This is a genomic window from Mesorhizobium sp. CA4, assembly GCF_020165075.1.
GTDB lineage: Bacteria > Pseudomonadota > Alphaproteobacteria > Rhizobiales > Rhizobiaceae > Mesorhizobium.
In genome coordinates, this window is the sequence record NZ_JAIUHK010000047.1 from 25442 (window position 1) to 40182 (window position 14741).

Consider the following 14741-nt stretch of genomic DNA (forward strand, 5'->3'; position numbering starts at 1 on the left):
CGCATGCGTGTGAATCCGGTCGCAAAAACGGTTCTGCAACGATTGGGCCTCGGCCTGGTCACTTTGTTCATCGTTTCGATCATCATCTTTTCGGCGATCGCAATGCTGCCCGGCGACTTCGCCAAGGCGACGCTCGGTCAATCTGCTACCCCGGAAACGGTCGCGGCCCTTCAACACGAGATCGGCCTGGATCGCCCGCCAATCCAACGCTATTTCAGTTGGATCGGTAAGATGGCACAGGGTGACTTTGGATCCTCGTTCGCAAGTCGCACCGGCTATCGGCGGACCGTCGCGGAAATCATTGCCCCTCGTCTCTACAACACCATGTTCCTGGCGGTAATGACCGCGCTGGTCGCGGTGCCGCTGGCATTGGGGTTGGGCATTCTTGCGGCCCTGTACCGCAACAGCTGGTTCGATCGACTTGTAAACACGGTGACGCTTACGACGATCTCGTTCCCTGAATTCTTCGTCGCCTACATACTCGCCTTCCTGATCATCTCGCGCGATACGTTCGCCGGCACCCAGTTCGCACAGTCTTTACCCGTCTGGCTTGCGGTTTCAATCAACTGGACCCTGAACGTCGTACCGAAGTTCCCGACCCTGGCAAACATCAGCGACCAGACTCCGTTCTGGGAGCACGTCTGGCGTGCAGCCCTGCCGTCCATCACGCTCACACTCGTCATCGTCGCTCACATGATGCGAATGACGCGCGCGGCAATCATCAACATGCTTTCAAGCCCCTATATCGACATGGCTCGGTTGAAGGGAATGCGGCCAATGGTGATCGTGCTTCGGCACGCTTTGCCAAACGCCTGGGCCCCGATCGTGACGGTTGTCGCCTTCAATCTTGCCTATCTCATCGTCGGTGTCGTGGTTGTCGAGGTGGTGTTCGTCTACCCCGGCGTCGGGCAACTGATGGTCGATGCCGTGAAATCGAGAGACGTACCCGTCGTGCAGGCCTGCGCCCTTGTCTTCGCCGCTACCTACATTCTGCTCAACCTGATCGCCGACATCATTTCGATCGCAACCAACCCGAGGCTTTTGCACCCACGATGACAAGCGCAGAGCCCGTCATCCAGACCACCGGAGCGCCCAGGGTAAAGCGCACGCGCCGGTCTCGCATGAGGATAGCGCTGAAGAAGGCCCCGCTCAGTGCCTGGTTTGGTATGGGTGTAACCCTCTGCTACATTCTGGTCGCCTTGTTTGCGCCGCTGATCGCTCCGTATCGAGAAACGCAGGTATTTAGCGAGGCATTCGCGCCGTGGAGCCACGAGTTTATGTTCGGGACCGACCAACTCGGTCGCGACATGCTTACTCGACTGATCTACGGGGCTCGCAACACGATCGGCATCGCCTTCGCCACAACAACCATATCGTTTACAGCGGGGGTGACGCTAGGCCTTCTGGCTGCAATGTACCGGGGCTGGCCAGACCAGCTATTGTCACGTGCGGTGGACGTGTTGATGTCGATCCCAAGCCTGATTTTCGCGCTGATGCTGCTCTCGATATTCGGCTCGTCGATCACCAGCCTCGTTTTGATCATAGCGCTGCTCGATTCAACGCGGATGTTCCGCTTGGCGCGAGCCGTCGGGCTCAACGTAGTGGTGATGGATTTTGTCGAGGTCGCGCAATTGCGCGGCGAAGGTCCCGCATGGATACTGCGCAGGGAAATCCTCCCCAACATTCTGCCGCCGCTCATAGCGGAATTTGGTCTGCGATTTTGTTTTGTGTTTCTGACCATTGCAGCACTGTCGTTCCTGGGCGTCGGCATACAGCCGCCATCGGCTGATTGGGGGTCGATGGTGCGGGAAAACGCGACGCTGATCACCTACGGCGACGTCACGCCGCTGCTACCGGCGGGGGCCATTGCCCTCCTCACAGTAGCGGTGAACTTCGTCGTCGACTGGGTTTTGCATTCGACCAGCGGACTGCGTGATGAAAAATAGCAGTGGCACCGCGCGCGAAAAGGGAACAGATCTTCTCAAGGTTCGGAACCTCCATGTTGAAGGCTTTTCCGATGAGCGGTGGCACCCGATCGTGCGCGGCGTGGATCTCTCGCTTAAACGCGGAGAAGTGCTCGGACTAATCGGTGAATCCGGCGCCGGGAAGTCGACTATCGGCCTTGCGGCAATGGGGTATGCCAAGCCGGGATGCCGTATTACCCAAGGCTCGGTGCTGTTCGACGGCGTCGATCTTTTGTCAATGACCGAAGCCCGCCGGCGGCGGCTGCGGGGCTCCCGCATTGCCTACGTGGCGCAAAGCGCGGCCGCCTGGTTCAACCCGGCTCACCGGCTTCTCGATCAGACCGTGGAAACGGCAGTTGCGCACGGGATCGCCAGCCGAGACAAGGCCAATTCCGACGCTATTGACCTTTATCGACGCCTCCAGCTTCCAGAACCCGAGAGCATAGGTTTCCGGTATCCACACCAGGTATCCGGTGGCCAGTTGCAGCGAGCCATGACAGCCATGGCTATGGCTTGCCGACCCGACCTGATCGTATTCGATGAGCCTACCACTGCGCTCGATGTGACGACACAAGTCGAGGTCCTGGCCTCGATCCGCAGGATTGTTGAAGATTTCAACACGGCAGCGATCTACGTGACGCACGATCTGGCAGTCGTGGCGCAGATGGCGGACCGGATCATGGTTCTGCGCCATGGGCAAACCGTCGAAGAGGCCGACACGCGGCAGATGCTGACGGCACCTGCCCAGGAATACACCCGCACGCTCTGGGCCGTGCGCAAGCTCGCCAAGCCGGAGATTCAGACCCACGATCACATCCTGTCGATCGACAATGTCACCGCCGCGTATGCCGGAAGGGTTAAGGTGCTGGTTGACGTGTCCATCAAGGTTCCGCGTGGCCGAACCGTGGCAGTGGTGGGCGAATCGGGGTCTGGGAAATCGACGCTAGCCCGTGTTGTCACGGGCTTGCTGCCTGCCATATCCGGGTCGATCTCATTTGATGCCAAGCCGCTCCCATTGTCCCTGAAGGAACGCTCGAAAGACCTGCTGCGGCGCATCCAAATGATCTATCAGTCGCCGGACAGCGCGCTTAACCCTCGCCAGACTGTCGAGGAGATAATCGCGCGTCCGCTCGAATTCTATTTAGGCTTAAAAGGCCAGCAGCGCGACCGGCGGATCGCTGAACTCATGCACATGATCGAGATGGATGAAGGTTTCCTCGACAGGCTGCCCGGAGAATTGTCCGGAGGGCAGAAGCAGCGAATCTGCCTAGCCCGGGCGCTGGCTGCAAATCCGGAGCTCATCATCTGTGACGAGGTCACCTCGGCACTGGATCAGATTGTACAGGAAGAGATGTTGACGCTGCTGATGCGCCTGCAGCGCGAACTCGGCATCAGCTACATCTTCATCACCCACGATATCGCAACGGTAAGAGCGATTGCCGACGAGGTTGTAGTCATGCATCAGGGGAAGGTAGTGGAGCAGGGCTTAAAAACCGAGATACTGACGCCGCCCCACGCAGCCTACACAGAACTGCTCCTTTCGTCCGTGCCGGAGATGGATCCGGACTGGCTCACGACTTTGCTGGCCAGACGGAAGAACCAAGGCATCGCAAGTGCGGCTGGTTGAACAGCCCTGCCAACCGGAACGACGAAGAAGTGCCCGCCGTGGCCGCTCGCGTCCGCATTGCCCATCTTAATGCGATCGATGCTGCTCCGGTAGCTTCATCCAATTCGAACTCAGATGCCCCGACGTCGGTAGCAATCAGGAAGGTTTTTAGACCATTGTCTCTAATGAATTGATAGGAGCCGGTGAGGGCACCTTGACTTTTGCGAGGAGCCCTCTTTTCGTACTGATTTTGGGCACGTGAACCGGTGCGATCGAGAAGCAGCGCGAGAAGCGCCGCATCAAGGAACGAAGAGCTTCGCAGAATTCGGCGAGAAGTGGCTGACCAGCGCATCGATGGCCGACAGCACCCGAGCCATGCGACGTTCTGTCTTTGAGCGCGAGCTTCTGCCGGTATGGCGCAATCGTCTTCTGATGGAAATCAGGCCGGACGATCTAAGGACCCACTGTGGCAAAATCGTTGACCCGCGGGGCTCTGGCGATGGCTATGTACGTGCGAAACATTCTGAAGCAGATCTATGGATTGCGATCCTGCACGGCGAGAAGGTTGCCAACCCTGCCGACGATGCATTCCGGTCGAAGCAGGGCAACGGATGCATTGAATCAGCTTTGCTGCTGCTTAGACGCGCACATCATTGGGAATGCCGATCTCAGGCGGAATTTCCAATTATCGTCAATGTTCAGATTTCCGGGCCGGGCTCTTTGCAACCAAAACATCACGGACACGTTGTGTTTCGGTCCGCAATCAGGAGGAGGATGCCGTGAACGGAATAATCTATCTTGTTGGCCTCGTCGTGATCGTTTTGTTCATTCTATCATTTTTTGGACTTCGGTAAGATCATGGCCAAAATAGCCCCAACGGAAAGCGCTGCAGTGACCCCAAAAGTGGCTACCTCGTCCTATCTTGAGTGGGGAGGCATATTTGGCGGGGGTGTCATCGCTTGCGCCATTTCGGTGGTTCTTCTGCAATTCGGATCGAGCGCTGGTTTGGCGCTGGGTTCTCCGACTCTTCCCACCGGTGGCGCTTCCTGGAATGTGCTGGTGGCCGGGCTGTGGGTAGTTATCGTTGCTATAGCAAGTTCCGCAGCTGGCGGTTATGTAGCTGGACGAATGCGCACGCGCTGGGAAGATAGCAGCCAAAGTGAAAGCGAATTCCGCGATGGCATACACGGCATCGCAGTCTGGGCCCTAGCGACACTTGGAGCAGCGTTTTTCTTGGCAATGATTGATGGGCACGGCGCGGCCGCCGTGGTCAATCGCCCCGACGCGCAAATCAACGAAAGCACGGTGCGGCTTTCAGCCCACATAGCTGCCATTTTTAGCTTTGCGACTGCTGCAGGCTCCGCGCTTGGCGCTGCGGCAGCATGGTTTGCAGCGATTACCGGAGGTGAACACCGCGATGAGGGAATCGCTTTTCACCACGTCGTACCGGTTTTATTGCGCAAGCGTTAGTGCGCAACAATCCACTCGCCCGCCCGGCAAACCCCACCGCAGCTCCGCCAAGATCCTGAGATCCGTTGGAGAGGTGTCAACTTATCGCCAAGCTTGTCCAAAACCGGACGGGCTGAAAACGGGAGAGATGACGGTACTTTTCGGTGGGCTCTGGAGCGACGCCAAGCAGCCGAAGATCAGTTTCGAGAGGCGATCTACCTCAATAGGTACCGAAACCGCGCAAAATATTTTTGTGCGATTTCTCCTTTAAAATCAATACCGTAAGATTTTGACGGCCTGGAGGTCGGCTTTTCGCGCGTCAGGCAAGAAAAAACCCAGCTAGATCAACGACTACCTTGGTTTGGAACAATAGAGTGGGAATGACGGGGGATAAGGTCGGATAGGTTTGGGCACTGTAGCGTAGATTGTCCAGTCAATAGCACGAAATAGAGTTTGGACGATCCTAGAGGCCACCCGATTGCAGTTCACCGCTGCGGACGATGAGCAACCCTCCGGATCGAGAAAGATCTAGACGAGAATTTCGCCGTTCTCAGCGCGGGATCGCGGCAGCTACATCGCTCAGCCAGCCTCGCAATGCGTTCAGGCTGGCGCGCTCCTGATCGCATTGCAGGATGAGAGGTTCGGCAAAAGCGGCATTGGGCATCAGGCGGCGAACCTCGGCCATCGCGTCGCCGGCGCCGAAGCCCCCGTGTGTGATGAACGGCAGCACGGGTTTGCCGGCAAGATTGGCGGTCGCGAGGAAGCTTCGCATAGGCGCGGGCAGCGACCCGCCCCAAATTGGGAAGCCCAGGAATATGAAGGCACGATCCGCGAGGTCGAGGGTCCATTTCAGCGGCAGAAGCTGGTCGCTGTTGCGCCAGCGCGTCGCCCAATCGACCATCTCTTCGTAGTCCTCGGGCCAGGGATCACGCGGGCGGATCTCGACCAGATCGGGATGGAAGCGGCGCGACAGGTCCCCCGCCAGCATCCGCGTATTGCTGGATCTGGAAAGGAAGATCACGGCGCCCCGACCGGACCCTTGCGCAGAGGCCGCTGGGACAGTCCAGCTCGAGGCGGCGGCGAGAGCTGCCCCTCGCAGGATCTGCCGCCGATGGAACTCGCCGCGCGTTGGCTTTCCGATCATGGTCTTTTCGCCTTTTGGCCGGAGCAAGACCTTGCCCACGGATTGAAATCTGGACTGATCGAGAATTATCCCCGGTTGGCTTCGCCGAACCAGTGGACGGCCGTGGTCCCGCCGTCGACCAGGAAGTCGCTGCCGGTGATGAAGGCGCCATCTGTCCCCGTCAGCAGGGCGGCAACGTTGGCGATCTCATCAGGCGTGGCCGCGCGGCCCGCGATCGAGCTCTCGATCATCTTGCGATAACCTTCGCCACGCGGATCGTTCAGTTCGTCCTTGGCGAGCGGCGTCATGACGATGCCGGGGCTGATCGCGTTGATGCGGGCGCCGCGTCGGCCCCAGCGCACAGCTTCCGCCTGCACGCGCAGTCCATTGCCGCGCTTGGAAAGCTGATAGGCGTGGAGCGTATCCTGCACCTGACCCGGTTGGAGAAACGGAAGGTCGAGCAGTTCGTCGACAGGGGTGATCGCCAGTTGCCGGTTCTGCTCGATGGTGAGCGGCGCCATGCGGTGCCCGGACTGAGACGAGATCACGACGCCCGAGCCCCCCTTCGCGACAACATTTCCGAACGCCTCCAGCAGTAGCGCCGTGCCGTAGAGATCGACCTCCAGGATCGCCTCGATCGGTGCTTGCGAGGGCGAGACGCCCGCGGCCTGGATGAGGCCGGTGACCTCGCCTAGTGCGGCCGCGTATGCGACCAGCGCCTCGACCGATCCACGCGAAGAAAACATCGACGGTGGTTGTGCGGGCATCGTAGCCAGCATCGCTCAGCGCCTTGGCAGCGGCCTCCGCATTTTCCGGGCGCAGGTCGGCGAGCAGCACCGTCTTGCCCACGCTTACCCGTCGGGCGACTGCCTGGCCGATGGAACCGGCTCCCACGACGACGACAACCTGTGACATCAGACAATCTCCTTCGTGGGGGCTTCCACGCCGGCCATCGCATTGCCCGCGGGCGTATAGCGGTCGCCTTCGACTTCTAGACCGGCAAGCGCCGACTTGATCTCTGCGAGATCGCCCGCGGTCAGTTCGATATCGGCGGCGCCCAGATTTTCTTCCAGCCGGTGCAGCTTGGTGGTGCCGGGGATCGGCACGATGTAGGGACGTTGGGCCAGCAGCCAGGCGAGCGCGATCTGCGCCGGGGTGGCGCCTCTTGCCGCCGCAATACGCTTCAGCAGGTCCACGAACGCTTGGTTCTTGGCGAGCGCCTCTGGCTGGAAGCGTGGGATCGCCGCGCGAAAGTCGCTCTTGTCGAGTTTGGTGTCTGCGCGCATCGTGCCGGTCAGGAACCCCTTGCCGAGCGGGCTGTAGGGCACGAAGCCGATGCTGAGCTCGTCGCAGGTGGCCAGGATGCCGTTGGTTTCCGGCGCCCGCCACCACAGCGAATATTCGTTCTGGACGGCGGTGACGGGCTGCACGCCGTGCGCACGGCGCAGCGTCTGCACGCCGGGCTCGGACAGGCCGAAACCCTTCGCCTTGCCCTCCGTGATCAGGTCGCGAACGACGCCAGCGACGTCTTCGATCGGAACGGTGGGGTCGACGCGATGCTGGTAGATGAGATCCACGGTTTCCACGCCGAGGCGCTTGAGCGAGCGCTCGACATGGCCGCGGATGTGCTCCGGCCGGCTCGATACGCCGCGATTCTCTCCGGTGTCGGGATCGATGTCGAAGCCGAACTTGGTGGCGATCACGACCTGGTCGCGGATGGGCCGAAGCGCTTCGCCGACCAGCTCTTCGTTGGTGAAGGGGCCGTAGATCTCAGCGGTGTCGAAGAAGGTGACGCCGCGCTCCGCCGCCTGGCGAATGAGCGTGATCCCTTCTTCGCGGCTGACGCGATGGCCATAGCTGAAGTCGAGGCCCATGCAGCCGAAGCCGATCTCGCTGACGGCGAGCTTCCCAAGCATTCTTTGTTTCATGATCTACTCCTTTGATGTTCAGCGGGCGCCATGAACGCCGAACCTCTCGCCGATGCCGACCTCCGACTTGGTGACGAGGCGGACGGGGCGGATCATCTCCACCTTGTCGCGCGGCGCGCCGTAGTTGATGCTCATGCCCATGCAGCCGAGGGCAAGAGCGGAGACGGTAAGGCCGCTGTGGCCGAGTTCGCGCGTTTTCATCGGGTAAGCTCCCCTTAACGATAGGAGAGCTTCAGGATCTCCGCCGGGAGCCGCTCGCCCTTGATCTCGATCTTGCCGATCGCGGTCTCGATCTCGCCGAGGTCCGCTGGCGTCAGCACGACGTTGGCCGCACCTAGATTCTCCTCGACGCGATCGAGCCGGCGCGTTCCGAAGATCGGCACGATGAACGGCGCGCGGGCGAGCAGCCAGGCGAGCGCGATCTGGGCCGGAGTCGCCTTCTTGTCCGCAGCAATGCGCTTGAGGAGTTCGATCAGCGCCTGGTTGGCGGCGCGGGCCTCGGTGGTGAAGCGCGGCGACGCGGCCCGGAAGTCGCTGCTCTCGATCGGCGTCGACGCATCGACCTTGCCGGTGAGGTAGCCGGCTCCGAGCGGGCTCCACGGCACAAAGCCGATGCCAAGCTCGGCACACAGCGGCAGCACTTCGGCTTCAGGCTCACGCGTCCACAGCGAATATTCGCTCTGGATCGCGGTTACCGGCTGCACCGCGTGCGCGCGCCGGATCGTGGCAGCCGCGGCTTCTGACATGCCGAAATGCCTGACCTTGCCCGCCGCAATCAAGTCGCGCACCACGCCGGCGACGTCCTCGATCGGCACGGCCGGATCGACGCGATGCTGGTAGAGCAGGTCGATCGTCTCGATGCCGAGGCGCTTCAGGCTGGCGTCGACGACCTGGCGCACGTGATCGGGGCGGCTGTTGACGCCGCTCCGCCGTTCGCCGGTGGCAGGATCGATGTTGAAGCCGAACTTGGTCGCGATCACAACCTGGTCGCGGAACGGCCGCAGCGCCTCGCCGACGAGCTCCTCATTGGTCCAGGGGCCATAGGCCTCCGCCGTGTCGAAAAGGGTGACGCCGAGATCGTGCGCTCCGCGGATGACGCGGATCGCTTCGGAGCGGTCGGGTGAAGCTCCGTAGGTTGAGGCGAAGCTCATCGTGCCGTAGCCGATCTCGCTCACGGGGAGGCTTCCAAGCATGCGCTGTTTCATGGGTTCAATCCTTTTCGATCGTTTTAGAAGAAGGAAGGGCGTTCAGCCCGGCGTCGGCAGCTTGCCGGCGCGCATCGCCGCGATGACACCGCCATCGATGAGAAGATCGCTGCCGGTGATGAAGCCGGCATCGGGACCGAGCAGGAAGCTCGCCGCGACGGCGATCTCGTCGGGCGGCGCCATCCGCTTCGACGGCGAAGCCTCGACCATCGCGCGATAGATGTCGCCGATCTCGGAGTTCAGCTCATGCGCCGCCAGCGGCGTAACGATGATTCCAGGGCTCATCGCGTTGACGCGCGCGCCACGCTGGCCCCAGCGCATCGCCTCGGCCTGCACGCGCAGGAAATTGGCGCGCTTCGCGACCATATAGGCGACCAGCGTATTGGGAATGGCGTCGGCCTGCACGCAGGGCAATGCGAGCAGCTCATCCGCGGGCGCGTGGGCGAGTTGCTTCTCGTCTTCTTCAGGTAGTTGGCGCATCATGTGGCCGGCCATGCTGGAGATGATGAGGCCGGCGCCGCCGTTGGTGATGACCTGGCCGAACTCCTCGAACACCAGGGCTGAGCCGTAGAGATCAACTTCGAGCAGCTTCTCGACCGGGGCCATGTTGGGCGACAGGCCTGCCGTGTTTACCACCTGCATGACCGGACCCAGCGCCGCGGCGGCTTCCGCCAGTGCCTGCACCGACGAGCGCGAGGTAACGTCGACCTTCTGGGCCACCACCGCATAGCTGGCGCCGTCCAGATCTGCCGCCGCCTTCGCGAGCGTCTCTTCGTTCCAGTCGGCTAGCAGGATCGTCTTGCCGAAACCCTGCCGCCGCGCGATCGCCTGCCCGATTCCTCCGGCGCCGATTACCACGATCACGTCTCTCGTCATGTGCCGTCTCCATTAGGCTTGCAGGGCGTTCCGAGCCGCGAGCCGCGTAGAGATGACATAGGTGGTAGGAGTCTCAGCTATTAGGTGCTAAGTTGTGCATGCGGTTATATCTGGAACTTATCAATGAAGCGGGAGGAACTGAGCGATCTGGCGGTTTTCCTTGCCGTGGCTGAAGCGCGCAGTTTCACGCGGGCGGCCGCCAAGCTCGGCACCTCTCAATCGGCGATCAGCCAGATCGTCCGGCGGCTGGAAGCCGGGATGGGCCTGAAGCTTCTCACCCGCAACACCCGCAACGTTGCGCCGACCGAGGCGGGAGAACAGCTGATCGCCACCCTGCGCCCGGCCTTCGACGAAATCGATGCACGGCTTTCGGCGCTCAGTGCTCTGCGCGAGCGGCCCGCGGGCACGGTGCGGATCACCTCAAGCCGGCATGCAGCCGAGACGATCCTCTGGCCGGCGGTCGCCAAGATGCTGAAGGACTGTCCGGAGGTGACGGTCGAGATCTCGATGGACAGCCATCTCACCGACATCATTGCCGATCGTTTCGATGCCGGCATCCGGCTTGGAGAGCAGGTGGCGAAGGACATGATCGCCGTTCGGATCGGCCCCGAACTGCGCATGGCGGTCGTCGGCGCGCCTTCCTATTTCGCCGCCCATGGTCGTCCCCACACACCCCATGATCTGACCGCGCATGCCTGCATCAACATTCGCATGCAGACCAAAGGCGGCCTTTACACCTGGGAATTCGGCCGCGACGGCCGCGACCTCAATGTTCGCGTCGAAGGTCCGCTGATACTCAACGACATACCCATGATTTTGGCGGCTGCGGCGGAAGGAGTAGGCCTCGCGTGTGTCTTGGAGGATCAGGCCGACGCGCTGCTTAGATCGGGGAAGCTGGAACGCGTTCTCGACGATTGGTGCCCGCCTTTTTCGGGGTATCATCTCTACTATCCCGATCGCCGACAGCTCCCTCCGGCGTTTTCGCTGCTCGTCGACGCCTTGCGGTACAGAGACCCGTGACAGTATCCGCCCCGGTGCGGCGTGCGGTGTACCGGCTGAAGAGTTCCGGCCGACCGTCCTTGAAAGCGGGGACAGGCCCGCCAGGCTCGCGCATGAGGGAGGTCTCTGCTATAGGAGTGACGGTACTTTTGCGCTGGCCGAGCGGCACATTGTTGGCCCGCAAACGGCCGTCAGGGGACCGATCGACAGCGATAGATGTCGAACCCAGCAAAAAAATTTGTAAAGAAACTTCCCTTTAAAAACCAAGACCGTAACTTTTTGACGGCCCGCGGGTCGGTTTCTCGCGCAGAAAACAAGAAAAAACCAAGCTAAATCATACATTGGTTTTGAACAATAGAGTGGGAGTGAGAGGTGTGGGATATCCTAGAGGGCGCCGCTATTCCTTCACGCCCTCGACGATGCCCAGCATCTTTGAAGGCGGATACCAGGTGTGGCGGTATTTCCAGCCGGAGCTTTCTAGCAGCGCAGCGTATTCCTCCCCCGTGCGTTCCCGGCCGCTGCCCCAGACCAGCATGTGAACGTCAAACAGTTTGGAGAAATGCGAGGTGTCCGGGCCGGGGCCGACCTGCTCGACGATCAACACCCTGGCCTGCTTCGGCGCCGTCCGCTGGATAGTGAGAGAATTTGCAGGCACTCCGCGTCGTCCCAGTCATGTAGAATGCGCTTGGGGCCAAAATCAGCAGGCATCATGGCCCAATACAATCGAGTGGGAGTGAGGCAGCTCGCCGGCCAGCCCGGCCCCATAACGAGAGTTGTCCTCCGATGGGTTCCAGCGCCCGCCGCCGCCTCGTTTTTGGCAGGAACCAACTGTTCGCATGTAACGTTCCGCCAAAGCTTCTGCAGCGGCATTCAATGATGCCGTTGCAGGTCCCGGTGCCATGCGAGGCTAGGAGTAAGATGCCGAAAAAGCTGAAGCAGAAAAAAGGGGAGGAATCCAAACCGTCCGGCGTCAAGCCGGAGGGAAAGCCGCCAAAAGATACGCGTGCGAATCCCGCACCAAATCCGGAGGGCCTGGGCGAATTACCCGATACGAACACGCGAGAAGAGGTCGAGGCGATCAGGCCTAATCTGAAGCGTTAGGGCTGCACTGAAACGACAACTCCGACCGTCAGGACAAAACAACGTCGCGACGGCGAAAGCCGCTCCGGAAGGCGCTGGCGACGCTTGGACCTGAAAGCATAGGTGCCGGCGGCGCCATGGCCTGCCGCGACCTCAGGCGCTCGCTTCTGAAACCTGTTTGGCCTGCACCATGGCTGCGATTTCCCTTTCCTCGAGCGTTTCTACCTCCAGGAGCTTCAAAGCGATCCGCTCCAGAACATGTCTGCGCTTGAGAAGGAGATTGACTGTCCGATCGAACGTCTCATCCACGATGCGCTTGACCTCTTCGTCGACTGCGGCAGCGGTCTGTTCGGAATACGACCTGTCCTGCGGCCCATAATAGGGCTGATCCGTGCTGAGGAACGAACGACGCTCCTTCTCCAATGAAACATGGCCGAGCTTCTCGGTCATGCCGTAGCGGGTGACGATAGCGCGCGCGATGTCGGTGACCTTGACAAGATCGTCGGCCGCGCCGGTCGAGAGATGACCGAAAACGATCTGTTCCGCGGCGCGCCCGCCGAGGAGCACCGCCATCTTGTTTTCCAGCTCTTCGCGCGTCATCAGGAAGCGGTCCTCGGTGGGGCGCTGGATCGTGTAGCCGAGCGCCCCCACGCCCCTTGGAATAATCGAGACCTTATGCACCGGATCGACCCCGGGCAGGGCCATGGCGACGAGCGCGTGACCCGTCTCATGATAGGCGACGATCTCGCGCTCTTTCGCATTAAGCAGGCGGTTGCGCTTTTCCAGTCCCGCGACGATCCGCTCGATGGCGTTGTTGAAGTCGTCCATCGTCACCGCATCGGCCCTGCGACGCGTTGCAAGCAATGTTGCCTCGTTGACGAGATTGGCGAGGTCCGCGCCGGTAAAGCCTGGCGTGAGTGCCGCGATCTTCTCGGCATCCACATCCTTCGTGAGCTTTGCCTTCTTTAGATGGACATTCAGGATCTGGATACGCCCAGCCTTGTCGGGCCGATCCACCAGAACCTGCCGGTCGAAGCGACCCGCGCGGAGAAGCGCTGGATCGAGAATTTCGGGCCGGTTCGTTGCGGCGAGCAGCACCAGACCCGTCGATGAATCGAACCCATCGAGCTCTACGAGCAATTGGTTCAGCGTCTGCTCCTTCTCGTCGTGACCGCCAGCGAGCGGACCGATGCCGCGGGCGCGCCCCAGCGCGTCGAGTTCGTCGATGAAGATGATGGCGGGCGCCTTGGCGCGCGCTTGCTCGAACAGATCACGCACGCGCGCCGCGCCTACGCCCACGAACATTTCGACAAATTCCGAGCCGGAAATCGAGAAGAACGGCACGCGGGCTTCGCCCGCCACCGCCTTGGCGAGCAGCGTTTTGCCGGTGCCGGGCGGGCCGACGAGGAGCACGCCCTTCGGCATACGGCCGCCGAGCCGGCCATAGCTTCTCGGGTCCTTGAGGAAATCAACGATCTCCCTCAGTTCGTCCTTCGCCTCGTCGACGCCGGCCACTTCGGCGAACGTCACCCCGGTATCCTTCTCCACATAGACTTTGGCTTTGGACCTTCCGATCTGCATCAGCCCGCCGCCCAGGTCGCCGCCCGTGCGCTTGAGCATGAACATCCACACGCCGGCGAACATGAGAACTGGTACGACCCATGAGAGGAGATCACGCAGGAAAGTGCTTTCGATCTGGCCGGTCACGACCACGCCATGGCTCTGCAATTGGCGCGCCAGGTCGGGCTCGACACGTGTCGTGATGAACATGGGCCGGCCGTTGAGCGGCTCCTTGAAACGGCCTTGAATGAAGCGGTCCGAAACCGCCACCTCGGCGACTTTGCCCTGGTTAAGGTATGTCTCAAAATCGCTGTAAGGAATCTGCGCGACCTGTCTCGCTGTCGCAAAGAAGTACTGGAAGGCCATCAGCATGAGGAAGGCGACGACCCAGTAGCCGATATTGAATCGGGTCTTCTTGTTCATTTCCATGATCCCGGTCCCGCTCTTTCTGATGAGGGGGCGGGCCCGGCTTATAGAGACCCGCCAAAGCGCCTGTTTCAGGCCGTAGATAGCGGACGGTTGTGGGCCGACCAGACATTGCCGGCGGCGACCACCGCAGCGACAATGCCGGCGATCACGTGAGCCGACATGGCAGCCGTTACGGCCGCGAAGCCCAGCAGCCAGGGCGCTGCGATCGACCATAGACCGAGGACGAGGTTGGCCCATTCCTCGTACTCACGGAACGCCACCAGCGCGCCGACCGCAATCAACGCAACCACCGCGCCGACGATCCAAGCATTCCACGCGGCGTGGCTCTCCCCCCGTATAGCCGAGATACCAGGGAGACAGGAAAAGACCGAGCCCGACGACGATGTTGACGACATCGAGCGCCGTCCGGCTATTCGAAGACAGTGACTTCAGCATCGTTCATTCCTCCTTGTCGATTGTGTGCGCCATTAATGAACCGTCTCTTCGCGAGGGAGACGGATGCGGCGGCGCTCCTTGGGGGAG

14 protein-coding genes and 2 pseudogenes are annotated in these 14741 nt (G+C 61.1%); 7 read left to right on the forward strand and 9 right to left on the reverse strand.

The genetic code is table 11. From position 1 onward, the window contains the following. The first annotated feature begins 9 nt into the window (after nucleotides 1-9). From LB528_RS27100 to LB528_RS27120, 5 genes and pseudogenes are all read left to right on the forward strand, one after another. On the forward strand, nucleotides 10-1056 hold the full coding sequence (locus LB528_RS27100; protein ID WP_224517387.1) for an ABC transporter permease: 1047 nt from the start codon (nucleotides 10-12) through the stop codon (nucleotides 1054-1056). A gap of 65 nt (nucleotides 1057-1121) precedes the next feature. After that, nucleotides 1122-1946, forward strand: a complete 825-nt coding sequence (locus LB528_RS27105) for an ABC transporter permease (protein WP_224517337.1) — start codon at nucleotides 1122-1124, stop codon at nucleotides 1944-1946. Further along, on the forward strand, nucleotides 1936-3591 hold the full coding sequence (locus tag LB528_RS27110; protein ID WP_224517335.1) for an ABC transporter ATP-binding protein: 1656 nt from the start codon (nucleotides 1936-1938) through the stop codon (nucleotides 3589-3591). Before LB528_RS27105 ends, LB528_RS27110 begins: the two co-directional genes overlap by 11 nt. A 247-nt stretch (nucleotides 3592-3838) precedes the next feature. Further along, nucleotides 3839-4155 (forward strand): annotated as a pseudogene (locus LB528_RS27115) (phage integrase central domain-containing protein); the annotation flags it as partial. Between the two features lie 273 nt (nucleotides 4156-4428). Beyond that, nucleotides 4429-5040 carry a hypothetical protein gene (locus LB528_RS27120; RefSeq protein WP_224716942.1) on the forward strand — a complete coding sequence of 204 codons (612 nt, stop codon included), beginning with the start codon at nucleotides 4429-4431 and terminating at the stop codon, nucleotides 5038-5040. A gap of 529 nt (nucleotides 5041-5569) precedes the next feature. On the opposite strand, the gene LB528_RS27125 is transcribed toward LB528_RS27120, so the two are convergent. The 6 genes from LB528_RS27125 to LB528_RS27150 form a co-directional block, all read right to left on the reverse strand. Beyond that, nucleotides 5570-6163 (reverse strand): flavodoxin, encoded by a 594-nt coding sequence (locus LB528_RS27125; protein ID WP_224716943.1) that lies wholly within the window; start codon nucleotides 6161-6163, stop codon nucleotides 5570-5572. 65 nt (nucleotides 6164-6228) lie between these two features. Further along, nucleotides 6229-6921, reverse strand: coding sequence for an SDR family oxidoreductase (locus LB528_RS27130; protein ID WP_224716944.1), 693 nt, complete (start codon nucleotides 6919-6921; stop codon nucleotides 6229-6231). 135 nt (nucleotides 6922-7056) lie between these two features. Next, on the reverse strand, nucleotides 7057-8070 hold the full coding sequence (locus LB528_RS27135) for an aldo/keto reductase (RefSeq protein WP_224716945.1): 1014 nt from the start codon (nucleotides 8068-8070) through the stop codon (nucleotides 7057-7059). Between the two features lie 18 nt (nucleotides 8071-8088). After that, on the reverse strand, nucleotides 8089-8271 hold the full coding sequence (locus LB528_RS27140; RefSeq protein ID WP_224517327.1) for a hypothetical protein: 183 nt from the start codon (nucleotides 8269-8271) through the stop codon (nucleotides 8089-8091). 14 nt (nucleotides 8272-8285) lie between these two features. Continuing rightward, complete coding sequence (locus tag LB528_RS27145; RefSeq protein ID WP_224716946.1) at nucleotides 8286-9275, reverse strand: aldo/keto reductase; 990 nt, start codon at nucleotides 9273-9275, stop codon at nucleotides 8286-8288. A 42-nt stretch (nucleotides 9276-9317) separates the two neighbouring features. Next, nucleotides 9318-10151, reverse strand: coding sequence for an SDR family oxidoreductase (locus tag LB528_RS27150; protein ID WP_224517320.1), 834 nt, complete (start codon nucleotides 10149-10151; stop codon nucleotides 9318-9320). Nucleotides 10152-10274: 123 nt separating this feature from the next. Between LB528_RS27150 and LB528_RS27155 the strand changes: the two genes are divergently transcribed. After that, nucleotides 10275-11171: a LysR family transcriptional regulator gene (locus LB528_RS27155; protein WP_224716947.1), complete on the forward strand. Its 897-nt coding sequence runs from the start codon at nucleotides 10275-10277 to the stop codon at nucleotides 11169-11171. A 376-nt stretch (nucleotides 11172-11547) separates the two neighbouring features. On the opposite strand, the gene LB528_RS27160 is transcribed toward LB528_RS27155, so the two are convergent. Then, nucleotides 11548-11805: a methyltransferase gene (locus LB528_RS27160; protein WP_224517316.1), complete on the reverse strand. Its 258-nt coding sequence runs from the start codon at nucleotides 11803-11805 to the stop codon at nucleotides 11548-11550. A 263-nt stretch (nucleotides 11806-12068) separates the two neighbouring features. On the opposite strand from LB528_RS27160, the gene LB528_RS27165 reads away from it, so the two are divergent. After that, nucleotides 12069-12251, forward strand: a complete 183-nt coding sequence (locus tag LB528_RS27165) for a hypothetical protein (protein ID WP_224517315.1) — start codon at nucleotides 12069-12071, stop codon at nucleotides 12249-12251. A gap of 132 nt (nucleotides 12252-12383) precedes the next feature. On the opposite strand, the gene ftsH is transcribed toward LB528_RS27165, so the two are convergent. Both ftsH and LB528_RS27175 read right to left on the reverse strand, forming a co-directional pair. After that, a complete protein-coding gene (gene ftsH, locus LB528_RS27170; RefSeq protein ID WP_224716948.1) occupies nucleotides 12384-14219 on the reverse strand; it encodes an ATP-dependent zinc metalloprotease FtsH in 1836 nt (611 codons plus the stop codon). A gap of 68 nt (nucleotides 14220-14287) precedes the next feature. Continuing rightward, nucleotides 14288-14654 (reverse strand): annotated as a pseudogene (locus tag LB528_RS27175) (SPW repeat protein). Nucleotides 14655-14741 lie beyond the last annotated feature (87 nt).